The following is a 17,361-nucleotide window of genomic DNA, read 5'->3' as shown; positions in this document are numbered from 1 at the left end:
TCGGCGGGAGCGACCTGCGGCGCGTGTCATGCCTCACCTTTCCCACCAAAGCGTTTCACACGTGTGTACCTTGTTCGTAGTTCGCCGAACATCGAACAAAGGAGATTCCGTGATCACCACATCCCACCTGCCCTTCTCCGGTCACGTCGCCATCGTCACCGGCGCGGGGTCCGGCATCGGCCGCGCGACGGCACACGCTTTGGCGCAGGCCGGGGCGAACGTGCTCGGTGTCGGCCGCCGCATGGACGCCCTCGAGGAAACAGCCAAGGCCCACCCGAACATCGAGGCCCTGTCCGTGAACCTCGTCGACGACGGCGCGCCCGCTCAGGTCGTCAACACCGCCGTGGCGCGCTGGGGACGGCTCGACCTGCTGGTGAACAACGCCGGTGCCACGGCCGTCATGCCCCTGGCCGAGGCGGACAAGCAGGTCATCGTCGACCTGTTCGCCCTCAACGTGGTGGCCCCGAGCATGCTGGCGCACGAAGCCCTGCCCCATCTGCGCAAGTCCTCCGGCAGCATCGTCAACGTGTCGAGCACCTACGGACACCGCCCCATGTCCGGCGGATCCCACTACGCGGCCACCAAGGCCGCGATGGAGCAGATGACCCGCAGCTGGGCCCTCGAACTCGCGGCGGAGGGCATCCGCGTCAACTCCGTCGCTCCCGGCCCCACCCGGACCGACGTCATGGTCGCCGCGGGCCTGACCCCCGAGGCGATCAACGACATGTACGCCTACGAGCGCGACCGCATCCCCACGCACCGCATCGGGGACGTCGAGGACATCGCCCACTGGATCCTGCGCATGGCCGAGCCGGCCGGACGCCAGGCCACCGGGCAGGTCATCACCGTCGACGGCGGCCTGGAACTCATCTGACGTCACGACGCGGGCACCGGGTGCGGGAGGTACCAGGAACGGTTGGGCCACCGATGTGCCGCCGTTAGGGTGTCAGTAAGGCGTCAAGAAGAGGCGCCCGGTGTGCCGGGAAGTCTGGTCGGCGTTGTGAGGGGCTGCGTGCCCGCTCTCGTCGACGCCCCGGAGGTTTCCCACCCATGGCCACCGCCCCCCGTTCCCGCCCCCCGTTCCTCGGCGTGCTCCCGTGGCCTGAGCGGCGGGCCGTCGCCCACGCCCTGCGGACGGAGACGGTCGGCGGCCTGGTCCTGCTGGCCGCGGCGGTGGTGGCCCTGGTGTGGGCGAACAGTCCGTTCAGCGGCGCGTACGAGGCGATACGCGACTTCCGCTGCGGCATCCCCGCCCTGGGGCTGGACCTGTCGGTGGGGCACTGGACGGCGGACGGACTTCTGGCGGTGTTCTTCCTGGTCGCCGGGATCGAGCTGAAACGCGAACTCGTCGTCGGTGAACTGCGCACCCCGGCGACCGCCGCGCTGCCGGTCATCGCGGCCGTGTGCGGCATGGTCGTGCCCGCCGGGATGTACGCCGTGGTCGCGGCGCTCGGGGGCGGCAGCCCCAGCGGCTGGGCGGTGCCCATGGCCACCGACATCGCCTTCGCGCTGGCGGTCCTGGCCGTCGTCTCCACCCACCTCCCCGCTGCGCTGAGGGCGTTCCTCCTCACCCTCGCGGTGGTCGACGACCTGGGCGCGATCCTGGTCATCGCGGTGTTCTTCACCTCCGACCTCAACCTTTGGGCGCTGCTCGGCGCGGCGGCCGGGCTCGCGGTGTTCCACACACTGCAGCGGCTGCGGATCACCGGCTGGTGGTGGTACGTGCCGCTCGGCCTGGTGATCTGGGCGCTGATGTACAACGGCGGCGTGCACGCCACCGTGGCCGGGGTGGCCATGGGCCTGATCCTGCGGACCAATCGCGATGACGACGAGGTGACCTCGCCCGCCGAGCGCACCGGCTACCTGCTGCACCCCTTGTCCGCCGGTGTCGTCGTCCCGCTGTTCGCCCTGTTCGCGGCCGGGGTCGGCGTCTCCGCGGGCGCCCTGGGGGAGGTGTTCACCAGCCCCGAACCGCTCGGCGTCGTCGTGGGCCTGGTGCTCGGCAAGATCGCCGGCATCTTCGCCGGAACCTACCTCGCCGCCCGTTTCACGCGGGCCCGGTTGAATCCGGACCTCGCCTGGGCCGACGTGTTCGGCCTCGCCACCCTGGGTGGCATCGGCTTCACCGTCGCCCTGCTGATCGGCGAACTCGCCTTCCCCGCGACCGCGCAAGGTGAGCACGTCAAAGCCGCGGTCCTGGTGGCCTCGGTGATCTCGGCCTGCCTTGCCTCGCTGCTCCTGCACCGCCGCAACCGGCTGTACCGGCGGCTGTGCGCCGAGGAGGACGCCGACGCCGACGGGGACGGCATCCCCGACATCTACCGGCGCGGCGGCGCGAGCCCGGCGACGGCCGAACAGGCGGACTGATCGCGGATTCGTCCGGGCGGCGTACTCCCGCTGGCATGCGGACGCCGTCCTGACGAGGCTGGCAGAGGGTTCATCCCGTGTGGGCGTGATGCCGGTACCGGTCTCGAAGGAGAACACGATGTCCGCCGATTCCGCGCTGAAGGGCCCCGAACCGGCGATCGTCGCCGCCAACCAGGCCGCACGAAGCCTTCTGCCGTTCGAGGACAGCCGCGACCTGGACGACGCCGGCCGTGGTTTCCTCGGCACCGTCGCCCAGCGGGAGATCACGGACCGCGACGGTCGCGTGGTGTGGTCCCTGGACGCGTACGGCTTCCTCGACGCCGACTGCCCGAACACCGCGCACCCGAGCCTGTGGCGGCAGAGCGCTCTCGTCGCCCGGCACGGGCTGTTCGAGGTGGCCGAAGGCATCTACCAGGTACGTGGCTTCGACCTGTCCAACATGACGGTCGTCGAGGGCGAGCGGGGCATCCTGGTCATCGACCCCCTCCTGTCCGTCGAGACCGCCGCGGCCGCCCTGGCCCTGTACCGGCACCACCGCGGGGACCGCCCCGTCAGCGGCGTGCTCTACACCCACAGCCACGTCGACCACTTCGGCGGCGTCAAGGGCGTCGTGACCGCCGAAGAGGCCGGAGCCGGACTGCCCGTCATCGCCCCCCAGGGTTTCCTGGCCCACGCCGTCAGCGAGAACGTGTACGCGGGCACGGCGATGGCACGCCGCGCCGCCTACATGTACGGCGCCGCACTGCCCAAGGGAACGCACGGCCAGATCGGGGCAGGTCTGGGGCAGACGACCTCCACGGGCACGGTCAGCCTCATCGCGCCCAGCGTCGAGATCATGCGCACCGGCCAGACGCACACCGTCGACGGCATCCGCATGGTCTTCCAGCTCACCCCCGAGACCGAGGCGCCGGCCGAGCTGAACATCCACTTCCCCGGCCGCGCGGCGCTCTGCATGGCCGAGAACGCCACCCACAACCTCCACAACCTGCTCACCCTGCGCGGCGCCGAGGTCCGGGACCCACGCGTCTGGGCGCAGTACCTCACCCAGACCATCCAGCTCTTCGGCGCCTCCTCCGACGTCGCGTTCGCCTCGCACCACTGGCCGACCTGGGGCCGCGAACGGGTGCTGACCTTCCTGTCCGACCAGCGCGACCTGTACGCGTACCTGCACGACCAGACCCTGCGCCTGATCAACCAGGGGCTCACGGCCCTGGAGATCGCCGAACGGATGCACCTGCCGCCGGCCCTGGAACACGTCTGGCACACCCACGGCTACTACGGCTCCGTCAGCCACAACGTCAAGGCGATCTACCAGCGGTACCTGGGCTGGTTCGACGGCAACCCCGCCCACCTGTGGGAACACCCGCCCACCGAAGCCGGCACCCGCTACGTGGACTTCATGGGAGGCGCCGACGAGGTCCTGCGGCGCGCCCGCCGGTCCTACGCGGACGGCGACTTCCGCTGGGTGGCCCAGGTCGTCAACCACGTGCTGTTCGCCGACCCCGGCAACACCGAGGCACGAGAGCTGCAGGCGGACGCCCTCACCCAGCTCGGCTACGGCAGCGAGAACGGCACATGGCGCAACTTCTTCCTCACCGGCGCCCTCGAACTGCGCCACGGCACGGTCGGCACGCCCACCGTCACCGCGTCGCCCGACGTGATCTCCGCGCTCTCCCTCGACCAGCTCTTCGACTCCCTCGCCATCCGCGTCGACGGCCCCGCCGGCTGGGACGCGGACATCACGATCCGCTGGAACGTCCACGGTTCGGAGCCCATCACCTGGCGCCTGCACAACGGCGTGCTCACCCACGTGCCGGGCGAGGGCCCCGCCGCCACCGAACCCGACCTGGCGGTCACCCTCCCCGAAGCCGATCTGCGGGCCGTCCTCCTGGGAACCCTGCCGGCAGCAGACCTGGCGGCCCGAGCGGGCATCCAGGTGTCGGGCGACCCCGGCAAGCTCGCCGAACTCCTCGCGCACCTCGTCGAACCCGACCCGAACTTCGCGATCGTCACTCCGTAGACGCCCCCAGGCTGCACGGGACCGGCCGGGTCCTACCCGCTGAGCGCGTCCAGGAGGAAGAGGCACAGGTCGGGTGCCGGTTAGGCTGGGGCGTGTCCCTCATCGGCCGTGACCAGGAGCTTTCCGCGATCGGGGCCCTCCTCGACCGACTGCGTGCCGGCGTCGGCGAACGCCTGGTCGTCACCGGGCCGCCGGGGGCGGGCAAGACCGCGCTGCTGGCCGCCGCGGCGGAGCTGGCCGCCGAGCGCGGCATCCGGGTCGAGCACACCGGGGACCGCGCCCTGCCCGCGCCCGCCGTTCCGCCGCACCCACCGGGGCCACCGGGGGAGCCCCTTCTGCTGCTGGCCGACGAGGGCACGGCCGAGGACCTGCCCGGATCCGGCGCGCCCCCGGGTCCGCGGGCACTGCTGGCCGCCGCCCGGGAGTACACCGGGGACGGGACCGAGATGCGGCTGGGCGGACTGTCGGGCGCGCGGTTCGCCGCGCTGGTGCCCGGGCTGCCGCCCGACGCCGTCCACGCCCTGTGGCTGGTCTCCGGCGGGCTGCCCGGTCCCGCGCTCTCCCTGGCCGAACGGCTGAAGGGCCTGCCCGGGGACGCCGACCCGGCCGTGCACCTCGCGCTGGTCGCCCCGTCGCGGGCCCAGTTCCTCGAACTCGACCTCGGGCTCGTCCGGTTGCTTGAGGCGGCCGCCGAGCGACCGGTCGCCCCTGCGGTCCGCGCCCGGGTGCTGGCCCGGCTCGCGCGCGAGCTGCTGGCCGACACCACAGCCCTGGCGCGCCGCCGCGGCCTGGCGGACACGGCGCTCGGCCTGGCCCGCGCATCCGGCGACCCGGGCACGGTCGCCGAGGTCCTCGACAACCGGCTGCACGCGCTGTGGGACCCGGCCGCCACCGCCGAACGCCTGGCCACAGCCGGGGAGATCGTCGCGCAGGCCCGCCGGGCGGGAGACGCGGCGGCCGAGTGCCGCGGCCTGTTCTGGCGCTTCATGGCGTACACCGAGACCGGGGACCTGACGGCCGCCGAGGGCGCGCTCGCCGTGTACGTCGGCGCCGCGGAACAGGCCGGTCACACCGACGCCCACGTGGTGGCGCTCGCCCGGCGGGCGATGCTCGCCACGGTCCGGGGCCGGTTCGAGGAGGCCGGGGAACTCGCGGACCGGATCCTCGTCGCGGGGCACAAGGCGGGGGTGAGCGACACCGAGCGGCTGGCCGGTTCGGTGCGCCACCAGCTGGCCGTCGTGCGGGGCGGCACCGAGACCCCGGTCGAGCCCTGGCAGCGGATGGCGCGCCGACTGCCCGGGCACTTCTTCGAGGCCACGGCGGCCCGGGCGATGCTGGAGTCGGGACGCGAGGTCGAGGCCGGTCTGGAACTGGAACGGCTGCTGCCCTCGGTGCTCGCGGGCACCGGCCCGCGGTGGATCGGCGCCCTGGCCGACCTCGCGGTCGTCGCCTCGCGGACCGGTAGCCCGGCGGCGGCCGCCGGACTGTACGACGCGCTGGTGCCCTACGAGGGACGGCTGGTGGTGTGGGGCGGCGCCAACACCGTCACGGGACCCGTCGACGACTACCTGGGCCGCCTGGCGGCGCGCCTGGACCGGCCGGACGCCGCCCTCGGCCACCTGGACGCGGCAGCCGAGCTGTCCCGCGCTACCGGCGCCCTCCCCTGGCTCGCGCGCGCCCTGGCGGCACGCGCGGAGGTCCGCACCCGGCGGGACGGCCCAGGGGACCGGGAAAGGGCGGCGGAGGACGTGGCGCAGGCCCGGTCGATCGCGGAGCGGCTCGGCATGGACGGCCGCCTGTCCACCCTTCCCGCGGCCGGTCCGCCGGACGGCCGGTGGCGCTGGGTGCTCGACGGGCGCGACTGGCGGCTGGAGGCCGGTGGCGAGACGGCCCGGGTGCCCGACGGGCGCGGACCCCGTTACCTGCGCACGCTGCTGGCGGCGCCCGGCCAGGAGATCCCCGCGCTCGATCTCGTGGCCGGCGGCGCCGGGCTCGCGGCCCCGGCGGCCGATCCCCTGCTGGACGACACGGCACGCGCCTCCTACCGCCGACGGCTCGCCGTGCTCGACGACCGGCTCGACGCCGCCGACCGGGCCGGTGACGTGGACGCCGCCGCGGCCGTGCAGGCCGAGCGCGCAGCGCTCCTGGCGGAACTCCGGCGCGCGACCGGCCTCGGCGGCCGCCCCCGCGCCCACGGCGACGCGGCGGAACGGGCCCGGGTCGGTGCCACGCGGGCGCTGTGGGGGACCGTCCGGCGCATCGAGGCCGCCGCGCCGCTCGCCGGCGCCCATTTGCGGGCGTCCCTGCGCACGGGCCGCCTCATGCGGTACCAGCCGGCCCTCGGCGGCCCCGGACGCTGGGAGGTGTGACGCCGGTCACGAACGGATCGTTCCCCGCGGGGTTACGCCTCCTGTTGTGCACGGCACGCACCACAGGAAGGACACACCACATGAGTACGGGCGAAGCCCCCTTGACGTACGCGGGTCTGCGGGCGGAGCGCCGCGGCGAGCCGGACGGCCGACCGCCGCTCGTCCTGCTGCACGGCCTGAGCTACGACCGTCACCGGTGGGGCCCGCTCCTGCGGGAGCTGGAGACCGCCGACCCGGGGCGGAGCGTCCTCGCCGTGGACCTGCCGGGACACGGGCAGTCGCCGCCGCTGGACCGCCACGGGCTGGACGACGTCGCCGCCGTGGTGCACCAGGCGGTCACCGAGGCGGGCCTGACCCGGCCGGTCGTGGTGGGGCACTCCATCGGTGGCGCCATCGCGACCGCCTACGCCGCGGCCCACCCGGTGCGGGGCGTGGTCAACATCGACCAGCCGCTGCGCGTGGGCGGCTTCGCCGACCTGCTGCAGCGCAACGCGGACGTGCTGCGCGGCCCGGACCACGGCACGATCTGGAACGGCCTGCTCGGCCGCATGGGCATCGACGGCCTGCCGCCGGAGGCCCGCGCCCTCGCCCGGCCCGACGCGACGCCCGCGCGTGACCTACTGCTGGCCTACTGGGACGAGTTGCTGACCACCGCGCCCGCGCTGCTGGAGGAGCGGAACGCCGCCCGCCTGGAGCGCATCGCGTCCCAGGACACGCCGTACCACTACATCACCGGCGCCGAACCCGACCCGGACTACCTCACCTGGCTCCGCAAGGCCCTTCCCGGCGTCACGGTCACCGTCCTCCCCGGCAGCGGTCATTTCCCGCACCTCGCCCACCCTGCGGAGGTCGCCCGGCTCCTGACGTGAGGGTGGAGCGCGGAGCCCACCGAAGGCGCAGGTCAGCCGGACACCCGGCGCCGCGCGCGGGCCATACCTGGCGGACCTCCTCGGGGCGCATCATGCTTTAAGTAACACATGGCCCCTAACCGTGTCGGATACCGACAGGGAGGCGATGGTCCGATGGCGAAGCTGCTCTTCGTTCTGACCGGGGCGACCTACTGGACGCTCAAGGACGGCACCAGGCACGCGACGGGTTATTGGGCCGAGGAGTTCGCGGCCCCGTACAAGGCGCTCAGCGAGGCCGGCCACGAGATCACGGTCGCCACTCCCCACGCGGTGGTCCCGACCGTGGACATGATGAGCCTGCGTCCCGACATGGCCGGCAGCGCGCAGATCGCCCTCGACCTGGAGGAGATCATCCGCTCCGCGGAGGTGATGCGGCGGCCCATCCACCTGGCGAACGCCCGCGTGGAGGACTACGACGCCATCTACTTCCCCGGCGGCCACGGGCCCATGGAGGACCTGTGCGTCGACCCCGACGCCGGCCGGCTGCTGACCGCGGCGCTCGCCTCCGGCAAGCCCCTCGCGGTCGTCTGCCACGCCCCCGCGGCGATGCTGGCGACCAGGATCCACGGTCAGTCCCCGTTCGCGGGCTACCGGGTCACGGCGTTCACCAATGAGGAGGAGGACGCGGTCGGCCTCGCCAAGCGCGCGCGGTGGCTGGTGGAGTCCGAACTCATCGACATGGGCGTCGACTTCACCAAGGGCGAGATGTGGAAGCCCTACACGGTGGTGGACCGGAACCTGTTCACCGGCCAGAACCCCGCCTCCGCGGCCGCCCTGGCGGAACGCCTGCTCAAGGTCCTCTAGCGGGTGCATGCGAGGGCCCTCAGCCGGGCCATTCGGACGCGGAGCCCAACGGGGCCCGGACCGGCGGTCGCTGCCGGTCCGGGTGTGGGCCCAGCGCCCCGCGCAGGCCACGCCGAATCCTGTGGCAACGCCCGCGTTCGCTCCCTACGGTCACCGCATGGCCGCCGAGGACGGCAACCCAAGGCGGCCCGACATCTCCGCGATGCTCACGGCCAGACCTGCGCCCGAAAGGCAGCACGCGACGCCATCGCCGCCGGCGGCAAGGTGGTGGTCTGGGACAACGAGGTGCCCCGCTGGATGGTCGCCGGCGTCGCTGCGACAAGGCTGAGACGGTCCTTCTTCGCAGGAGGACGGTCAGTAGCTCCAGCTGTAGAGGCTGCCACCCGTGTTCACCGCGGACGCCGCGAGCCGGGCAACTCCCTGCAGGACCGCCAGCAGGTCATCGTCGGTCATGTCGTCCCTGTCCTCAGACCGGAGCCGCGCGGTCCAGCGACCTGCGAGCTCTTCGAGTTCGGCGGGGCTCGCGCCGGCCAGCGCCCGGGTCAGCCGCTTCGGCAGAGCGAACACCTCAATGCCATCGTTCATGGGGGCGGTGACCCACTCCGGCCATGCCCACCCGAGGAGCCGCTCAACCGGAGGGACCTCGGCCGAAGGCTCCTCGAAGTACATGTCCCACTCGGCGATGGCGCTGTCCGGCTCAATGAAATGGCAGGTCACAGACTCAAAGGCCACACCAGGTCCGCGCAGGCGCGTCGCAGCGGCGGTCTCGTCGTCCGGGGCGAGGAAGAACGCTATGTCGTGGGCCATCTGAGCATGATGGCAGCCCGCGTGCTCGATGAATATGTATACTCCATGCATTGAAGGCGACCGGTCGTCTGGAGTCCCGATCGGACTGACCAGACGACGCAGCTCTCCGCGAGCCGGGTCGCCGGGGAGCAGGGCGGCCGGCGGACACACCTTCGTCGCGCTGCCGCCATCCTGTGGCCGCCGCCCCGTCACCGAGGGCGGCAGGCTCTCCCCGTAGATTCGACATGCGAGCCCGCCGCGAGCGGACGGCATCAACACCCTTTGAGCGAGTCTCCTCGACGCGACGAGGAGGCTTGCGGCATGGAAAGGCTTCACCTGTGGCTGAGCTGTTCTACGACGACGATGCGGACCTGTCCGTCATCCAGGGCCGCAAGGTCGCGGTCATCGGCTACGGGAGCCAGGGGCACGCGCACGCGCTGTCGCTGCGCGACTCGGGTGTGGACGTGCGGGTCGGCCTGCACGAGGGCTCCAAGTCCAAGGCGAAGGCCGAGGAGCAGGGCCTGCGCGTGGTGACCCCCGCCGAGGCCGCGGCCGAGGCCGACGTCATCATGATCCTGGTCCCGGACCCGATCCAGGCGCGGGTCTACGAGGAGTCCGTGAAGGACAACCTGAAGGACGGCGACGCGCTGTTCTTCGGTCACGGCCTGAACATCCGTTACGGCTTCATCAAGCCCCCGGCCGGTGTCGACGTGTGCATGGTCGCGCCCAAGGGCCCGGGTCACCTGGTGCGCCGTCAGTACGAGGAGGGCCGCGGCGTGCCGTGCATCGCGGCCGTCGAGCAGGACGCGACCGGGAACGGCTTCGCGCTGGCGCTGTCCTACGCCAAGGCGATCGGCGGCACCCGTGCGGGCGTCATCAAGACGACGTTCACCGAGGAGACCGAGACCGACCTGTTCGGTGAGCAGGCGGTGCTGTGCGGTGGTACGGCGGCGCTGGTCAAGGCCGGTTTCGAGACGCTGACCGAGGCGGGTTACCAGCCGGAGATCGCGTACTTCGAGTGCCTGCACGAGCTGAAGCTCATCGTGGACCTGATGTACGAGGGCGGCCTGGAGAAGATGCGCTGGTCGATCTCGGAGACCGCCGAGTGGGGTGACTACGTCACCGGTCCGCGCATCATCACCGACGCCACCAAGGCGGAGATGAAGAAGATCCTCGGTGAGATCCAGGACGGCTCCTTCGCCGACGACTGGATCGCCGAGTACAACGCGGGCCTGCCCCGGTACAACGAGTACAAGAAGGCCGACGAGAACCACCTGCTGGAGACCACCGGCAAGAAGCTCCGCAAGCTCATGAGCTGGGTCGAGAACGGTGACTGACCCGTCCCCGCGGATCCCCGCGCCGTCAGACCGGCGCGGGGATCCGCGCTTCGCCACGCTCCTCCTCGACAGCTACCGCCGCCTGGTGGGTGTCCACCTGTGCCCGCCGGTGTGGGCGTCGGACGCCGAGGCGGCCCAATGGCTGTACGAGGAGGCGCCCTTCGGGCTGCTGGCGCATGACGTGTCGGCCGACCCGCTGTTCGTCTACGCCAACCGCACCGCGCAGCGGTCCTTCGGCTACACCTGGGAGGAGTTCATCGGCCTCCCGTCGCGCCGGTCGGCCGCGCCGGACGCACAGCAGGACCGCGACGCGCTGCTCGCATCGGTGAACGAACGCGGCTACGCCGACGGATACCAGGGTCTGCGGCAGCACAAGGACGGCCGGACATTCCGGATCGAGGACGTCTGCATGTGGAACCTCGAGGACTCCGACGGAACCCACCACGGACAGGCCGCCGTGTTCCGCCCGCCGGCCGGGCCTGGACCGTCCGCGGACTAGCTCACGTGTGACGGCGGCAACTGTGCCCATCGGGACGTCCCGATGGGCACAGTCCGCTGCGCTCACGTACGTGCACGGAGTGGCGAGGTCGTCGCCCTCCCGGACGTCAGGACGGGCTGTACCGCAGGTGCCGCCGCTCGGCCAGCTCGTCCGCGCCGACCACGGTCAGTACGGGCGTGCCGGGAGGCGCGAACATGGTCACCACCAGCTGGGACTGTGCGTCCTGGAGGTTGTTGGCGCCTTGGTAGTGGATGACGTCGCCGCCAGGCTCGAACAGGGCGTCCCCGGCCTTGAGCACCCGGGGCGGCTGGCCTTCGAGCTCGAAGAGGATCTCGCCCTGGGTGACGTAGCCGAAGAGCGGCCCGGGGTGCCGGTGCGGCGGGGCCCCGGCGTCGCCGGGCTGCAGGGTGACCCGGATGGTCCTGGCCTCGGAGCCCTGCGGGATCCGGGGCTGCGCATCCGGCAGGGTCGCGATCACCTCGACGCCCGGCGGCAGGTGTGCGTGGTCTGCGCTCATGTGTTCCTCCAGCAACGTGGACTGTCCGCAGTGAGGACAAGACGGCGTCCCCGGCTGTGACAGAGGCCCGGCTTCGATCGACGGTGACGTCGCGGCGGAGGGCGGTGTGCACTGTCTGCCATAAGGCGTCTCGCACCGGCGGAAGCTGCTGCCAGGTCATCGTGCTTCCGCTGGCCCTACCCCGCGGCCGCACCGGCGGTACGGAGCAACCCTGTGAAGGCTCTCCGACAGCCATCAGGCGGGGAGGCTGCGTTCACGGACCCTCGGGCGGCATGGGCGTGGCCTGGTGGTAGTACATCTGCCACCTCGTACTCGTGCTCTGCCTGCGCCAGAGTGAACTACGCCGCGCCTGAACCCCACCGATCGTGGTCACGTAGGTGAGGTGCACCAGCCCAGGGCCCAACATGACCGCGTTCAGCTCCGAGGGCTCATAACGTGGACCGTCTGCTGCCCCACCGTCCATCTCGGGCAGCTCGGCGAGCATCTCTTCGTACGTCCAGCGTCGGCCCGAGGCGCCGACCTCCACGAACTCCGGATCAAGGAGTTGTCGGGTCAGCGCCCGGGAGACGCGCACGCTGGGGTCCATCAGCCGCAGTTCGCCCGCGATCGCTTCACTTACCTCGTCCGTCTCTCTTTTCATGCAGCCATCCTCAACGGAACCATCATGGAGACCGGCACTGACACCTACCGCCGTGCCGGCACCCGGGCACGTGCCGAAGAAGCCGTTTCAGGAGGGGACGCGCTGACGCCGCCGAGCGCGTGCACAGCACCGGCACCCCGCCCCGCATCGGCGACTGACCCCCTTTGTCCGGGTGGCCCACGGCGGCTTCGCTTCGAGTGCCCGCTCCGGGCCCCGACGGCGGGGCCGCCGTCGGCGTGTTCGTGGACGGTCCCGGTCCGATGGTGCCTAGACCTCGGGAAGCGAAGGATCGGGCGTCCACGGGGACGGTGCGGTGACGGACCACCGTTCGTGGTCGCGCCAGGCCCCGTTGATGTAGAGGTAGTCGGGGGACAGACCCTCGTAGCGAAAGCCCAGGCGCTGGACCAAGGCCAAAGACGCCTTGTTCGCCGGCTGGATGCTGGCCTCCAGCCGGTGGAGGCGCAGGTCCTCGAAGGCGTACCGCATCGCTGCGGCGACCCCTTCGGTCATGTAACCCCGACCCGCAGACGGGGCGAAAGCCGCATAGCCGAGGGACGCGCCCTGGTAGCGGCCCCGGATGATCGAGTTGATGTTGACCGTGCCGGCGGTCGCGCCGGTCTCCAGAACGCGGATCATGAAGCCCCGGTTGGTGCCGTCGTCGAAGCGGTGCATCCAGTCCTGGAACGCCTCCGCGGACGCGGGCAGTTGCATCCACGGCCCGTAGAGCTCGGTGCTCGCCCTCACGAGCGAGCAGAACTCATCCTGGTCGGCGAGGGTGAGCGGGCGCAGTTCGACTCGTGACGGCATGTGGGGCATGCGGCAATGCTAGGCCTCTTCGGAACGGAAGGTCACGAGAGTGATCCTTTTCCGACGCACTCCCTGGTTCCCCGGGTACGTTGTCGGGTCGGACGGCCTGGAACCACGCCGGGGCGGTCCGCTCGCATCTGAGGCGGGGTGGCGCCCCGAGGGGAACCTCCGCCGTTTCCGGGACATGTCGGAGAAGGCTCCGTGTCGCCGTTGGGACATGGCCCAGTTGTGCCAGGCGGGATCGGTGACAGGCCCGGTGAGTGCGACGCATGATTCCGAAGGTCCGGTGAACCGCAGTTGTACAGGGGGTTTGCTCCCGACGGGAGTGTGCCCAGCGACGGCGATCCCGGCCCGAACCTGCGACGCCGTCGAACACGGCCGGGTTCACCACGACGCGTCACGACGCGCACTCTCAGGCGCCCCACCCGGATGCCGGGATGACAGAAAGGCCGTAGACACCAATGAGACGCATCCGCCTCTGGGCGGTGATGGCGATGTCGGCGACGGTGGCGACGGGTGCGATCGCGCCCGTTGCAGCCCAGTCCTCGTCGGAGACCGGTGCAGGTACGCCGGCGACCCACGACCGCACGACCACCGTCCGCCTGATCACCGGCGACCGGGTCACCCTCAGCGACGCGCCGAACGGCAAGAAGACGGCGTCGGTGCAGCGCGCGCCGGGCCGGGGGAACGTCTTCTTCCAGATGACCGAGAAGGGGGGCGCCCTGACGGTGCTGCCCTCCGACGCGGCGATGCTGGTCCGCACGGGGCAGCTGGACGAGGGGCTGTTCGACGTCGCGGGCCTGGTGGCCCAGGGGTACGACGAGGCGCACGCCGACGCCCTGCCCCTGATCGTGTCCGCGCCCAAGGGCTCGGCGCGTGCGGCGGCCAAGCGGGTGGACGCCCTCGCGAAGTTCCAGGACGACTCGGCCGAGCCGCGGCGACTGCCGAGCATCGACGCCCAGACGCTGCGCGTGCCCGACGAGGACCTGGCCGCGTTCTGGAAGCAACTCGCCCCCGCGGCCGGCGCGTCCGTGGCGAGCGTCGCCGCGGCGACCCCGAAGGTCTGGCTGGACCACAAGGTGCGTCCCACGCTGGACCGCAGCACCGCGCAGATCAACGCGCCCGCCGCATGGGCGGCCGGCCTCCACGGCGAGGGCGTCAAGGTCGCGGTCCTCGACACCGGCGCCGACCAGACGCACCCGGACCTCGCGGGCCGCGTCAGCGAGGCGAAGGACTTCAGCGACAGCGGTTCGACCCAGGACCACTTCGGCCACGGTACGCACGTCGCCGCCACCGCCGCCGGCAGCGGCGCCGCCTCCGCGGGCCTGCGCAAGGGCGTCGCGCCCAGCGCCGACCTGCTGATCGGCAAGGTGCTCGGGGACAACGGCTCCGGCAGCGAGTCCCAGGTCATCGCGGGCATGGAGTGGGCCGCGGCGCAGGGCGCCAGGGTCGTCAACATGAGCCTCGGCGCGGACATGCAGACCGACGGCACCGACCCCATGAGCCAGGCGGTGAACGAGATCTCCCGCAGCAGCGGCGCGCTCTTCGTCGTCGCCGCGGGCAACACCGGCGAGCTCGGTGAGATGACGGTGGGCTCGCCCGGCGCGGCCGACGCCGCCCTCACCGTCGGCGCCGTCGACCGCGACGACTCGCTGGCCTCCTTCTCCAGCCGTGGCCCGCGCGTTGGCGACAAGGCGGCCAAGCCGGACATCACCGCTCCGGGCGTCGGGATCGTCGCCGCCCGCGCCGCCGGTACGACCATGGGCGACCCGGTCGACGACCGGTACGTCGCGGCAAGCGGTACGTCCATGGCCACGCCCCACGTGGCCGGTGCGGCGGCCCTGATCGCCGGGCAGCACCCCGACTGGACGGGTGAGCAGCTCAAGGACGCGCTGATCAGCACCTCCCACACGGTGTCCGGCCAGGTGCCGACCGAGCAGGGCGGCGGCCGCGTCGACGTCAAGGCGGCGTTCACCTCCCCCGTCACCGCCACCGGCACGATCATCCTGGGTCCGTTCGACCGGGACGCATCGCCCGTGCAGCGGGCCGGGGTGCTCCGCTACACCAACAACTCCGGCGACGAGGTCTCGCTGAGCCTGCGTGCGGCACTGACGGCCAAGGGCGGCAAGGAACTCCCCGCGCAGGCGCTGACGCTGGGTTCGGACACCGTCCGCATCGCTCCCGGCGCGACCGTCGAGGTGCCGGTCGGCGTCGACCCGGCGAAGGCGGGCCGCGGCTCCTACTACGGCTACGTCACCGCCACGTCCACCAGTGGCGTCTCGGTGCACACCACGCTCAGCCTGTGGGTGCGCGCTCCGATGCACAAGCTGACCATCGACTCCCTCGGACTGGAGGGAGAGCCCACCGCGTGGGCCCTGCTGGACGTCTTCGGAGGGGACACGGAGGTCCAGTTCACCGACTCGGGGGTCGCCCAGGTCGAGGAGGGCACCTACCTGATCGGCGGCACGCTGGTGGAGGACGGCGGCGACGGCGTCCGGGTGATCCAGGTCATCGATCCCGAGGTGAAGGTCACCAAGGACACCACCGTCACCCTGGACGCGCGCAAGGCCAAGCCGGTGCAGGTGCGCACCCCCAAGCCCGCCGAGCGGCGCAACAACCTGACCTACCAGATGTACCGGAAGATCGACGGCGTCGAGCAGACCATGGGCATCTACTACGAGGACGGCGGCGGTGACGTCGACCTGTGGGTGAACCCCACGTCCAAGGTCACCGAGGGCGAGTTCGAGTTCAACTCCCGCTGGGAGATGACGGCTCCCGACCTCATCACCGAGGTCCGCGGCGCGGACTTCGACCTCGAGCCGTTCTACGCCAAGCAGTCCACGCCGTTCGACCCCGACGGTGAGCGGCTCGTCGCGGTGGACGCCGGGACGAGGGACGAGCCGGACCTGCGGCCCGCCACCGTGCGGGGCAAGCTCGCGGTGATCCGCGACGACTACGCGATGGACGGGTCCGACCTGGCGGAGACGGCCGCGAAGGCGGGCGCGAAGGGCGTCGCGATCGTCCTGCCCCAGGGATTCCTCGCCTGGACCGCCTGGAAGCCGATGGACACGCGCTCCGCCGTGCCCCTCATCCGGATGACCGGGGACGACGGCGCCAAGCTGCTGCAGTACATCAAGAAGCACAAGGCCGTCGTCGACATCTCCGGGACGGTCGAGAGCCCGTACCTGTACGACATCGCGGCGCACTGGCAGCAGCAGATCCCGCAGAACGTGACGTACACCGTCACGGACCGCAACACCGCGCAGGTGAAGGCCTCCTACGCGGACAACGGCACATTGCACTGGACGAGCGAGCAGCGGTTCAGCTGGCGTTCCTACGCGCAGGTCGCCTGGGAGACCTCGCGCTGGGCGCCGACGGGCAAGACCCGCACCGAGTACGTCACCTCCGGGGACACGCAGTTCATGCACTACGTCGACTTCATGGCCGGCCCCGACCTGTTCTACAGCGGTGCGCTGCAGTCGGGCCTGCGGGACACCCCCCGCACCTTCAGGACCGGTGAGAAGGCCTCGGAGGAGTGGTACAAGGCCGTGGTGCGGCCGTCCATCCCGCGCGGCTGGAGCCGTCCGGCCGTCCGCACCGGTGACCTGTTCACCGTGGCGATCCCGGAGTACACCGACGCGGCGGGCCACTGGGCCCGCAAGCAGGACCCCTCCACCGGGGGAGGCATCGGGAGGGTCGGTGGCACGCCCGGAACGCTGGACGACCCGACCTACCCCCAGGGGGACAGCGTGACGGCCGTCCTCTACCGCGACGGCAAGAAGGTGGGCGAGTCCGCGGGCGCCTGGGGGAACTTCTCCGTCCCCGCGGGTCAGGCCGGCTACCGCCTGGAGCTGACGACCGGGCGGGACACCGAGTACTGGCGGACCGGTACGAGGACCTTCACGTCCTGGGGCTTCCGCTCGGACACCGCGGCCAAGGAGACCCTGCTGCCCCTCCTCCAGGTCGACTACGGCGTCCCGGCCGACGTGCGGAACACCGTCGACGGCGGGAAGCGGCACGAACTCGCCCTGACCGTCCGCAACCAGGACGGCCTCGCCGCCCCCACCGGGGTCAAGCTCAAGGTCGAGGCGTCCTTCGACGAGGGCAAGAGCTGGAACGGGCGGGTCCGCGTCGAGGACCGCGACCGCAACCGGTTCACCGCGACCATCGAGCGGCCGGGCGACCAGCGGAAGGGTGCGTACGTGACCCTGCGGGTCACGGCCACCGACAAGGCGGGCAACACGGTGCAGCAGACCGTGGAGCGGGCCTACCTGCTCGGTACGTGAGCAAGCGCCTCCGCGGCAACG

General features: G+C 71.8%; 13 protein-coding genes. 9 read left to right on the top strand and 4 right to left on the bottom strand.

Annotated features, from left to right (window positions below; genetic code table 11):
• Positions 1-109 precede the first annotated feature (109 nt).
• The 6 genes from ACFV3E_RS38015 (at position 110) to ACFV3E_RS37990 (ending at position 8,468) form a co-directional block, all read left to right on the top strand.
• The gene (locus tag ACFV3E_RS38015) at positions 110-874 is read left to right on the top strand and encodes an SDR family NAD(P)-dependent oxidoreductase (RefSeq protein WP_500539764.1); all 765 of its coding nucleotides are present in this window, start codon (positions 110-112) and stop codon (positions 872-874) included.
• Between the two features lie 176 nt (positions 875-1,050).
• Entirely contained in the window at positions 1,051-2,367 is a 1,317-nt protein-coding gene (gene nhaA, locus ACFV3E_RS38010) for a Na+/H+ antiporter NhaA (RefSeq protein WP_500539762.1), read from the top strand.
• 118 nt (positions 2,368-2,485) lie between these two features.
• The gene (locus tag ACFV3E_RS38005) at positions 2,486-4,387 is read left to right on the top strand and encodes an alkyl/aryl-sulfatase (RefSeq protein ID WP_500539760.1); all 1,902 of its coding nucleotides are present in this window, start codon (positions 2,486-2,488) and stop codon (positions 4,385-4,387) included.
• 92 nt (positions 4,388-4,479) lie between these two features.
• On the top strand, positions 4,480-6,756 hold the full coding sequence (locus tag ACFV3E_RS38000; protein WP_500539758.1) for an AAA family ATPase: 2,277 nt from the start codon (positions 4,480-4,482) through the stop codon (positions 6,754-6,756).
• An 80-nt stretch (positions 6,757-6,836) separates the two neighbouring features.
• Positions 6,837-7,625 carry an alpha/beta fold hydrolase gene (locus ACFV3E_RS37995; RefSeq protein WP_500539756.1) on the top strand — a complete coding sequence of 263 codons (789 nt, stop codon included), beginning with the start codon at positions 6,837-6,839 and terminating at the stop codon, positions 7,623-7,625.
• Between the two features lie 153 nt (positions 7,626-7,778).
• Entirely contained in the window at positions 7,779-8,468 is a 690-nt protein-coding gene (locus ACFV3E_RS37990) for a type 1 glutamine amidotransferase domain-containing protein (protein WP_500539754.1), read from the top strand.
• A 354-nt stretch (positions 8,469-8,822) separates the two neighbouring features.
• On the opposite strand, the gene ACFV3E_RS37985 is transcribed toward ACFV3E_RS37990, so the two are convergent.
• Complete coding sequence (locus ACFV3E_RS37985) at positions 8,823-9,275, bottom strand: hypothetical protein (RefSeq protein WP_500539752.1); 453 nt, start codon at positions 9,273-9,275, stop codon at positions 8,823-8,825.
• Positions 9,276-9,592: 317 nt separating this feature from the next.
• Between ACFV3E_RS37985 and ilvC the strand changes: the two genes are divergently transcribed.
• Entirely contained in the window at positions 9,593-10,591 is a 999-nt protein-coding gene (gene ilvC, locus ACFV3E_RS37980) for a ketol-acid reductoisomerase (RefSeq protein ID WP_500539750.1), read from the top strand.
• On the top strand, positions 10,584-11,090 hold the full coding sequence (locus ACFV3E_RS37975) for an MEKHLA domain-containing protein (protein WP_500539748.1): 507 nt from the start codon (positions 10,584-10,586) through the stop codon (positions 11,088-11,090). Before ilvC ends, ACFV3E_RS37975 begins: the two co-directional genes overlap by 8 nt.
• Positions 11,091-11,196: 106 nt before the next feature.
• On the opposite strand, the gene ACFV3E_RS37970 is transcribed toward ACFV3E_RS37975, so the two are convergent.
• The 3 genes from ACFV3E_RS37970 to ACFV3E_RS37960 all read right to left on the bottom strand — a co-directional run bounded on the left by ACFV3E_RS37970 (position 11,197) and on the right by ACFV3E_RS37960 (position 13,063).
• A complete protein-coding gene (locus ACFV3E_RS37970) occupies positions 11,197-11,607 on the bottom strand; it encodes a cupin domain-containing protein (protein ID WP_500329215.1) in 411 nt (136 codons plus the stop codon).
• A gap of 253 nt (positions 11,608-11,860) precedes the next feature.
• Positions 11,861-12,247, bottom strand: coding sequence for a nuclear transport factor 2 family protein (locus tag ACFV3E_RS37965; RefSeq protein ID WP_500539746.1), 387 nt, complete (start codon positions 12,245-12,247; stop codon positions 11,861-11,863).
• Positions 12,248-12,514: 267 nt separating this feature from the next.
• Entirely contained in the window at positions 12,515-13,063 is a 549-nt protein-coding gene (locus ACFV3E_RS37960; RefSeq protein WP_500539744.1) for a GNAT family N-acetyltransferase, read from the bottom strand.
• Between the two features lie 452 nt (positions 13,064-13,515).
• On the opposite strand from ACFV3E_RS37960, the gene ACFV3E_RS37955 reads away from it, so the two are divergent.
• Positions 13,516-17,340, top strand: a complete 3,825-nt coding sequence (locus ACFV3E_RS37955) for a S8 family serine peptidase (RefSeq protein WP_500539742.1) — start codon at positions 13,516-13,518, stop codon at positions 17,338-17,340.
• Positions 17,341-17,361: the final 21 nt, after the last annotated feature.

This window comes from Streptomyces sp. NPDC059718 (genome assembly GCF_042733315.1).
Classification (GTDB): Bacteria; Actinomycetota; Actinomycetes; order Streptomycetales; family Streptomycetaceae; genus Actinacidiphila.
Note: the sequence above shows the minus strand (reverse complement) of the source record. Positions and strands in the feature narration are given on the sequence as shown.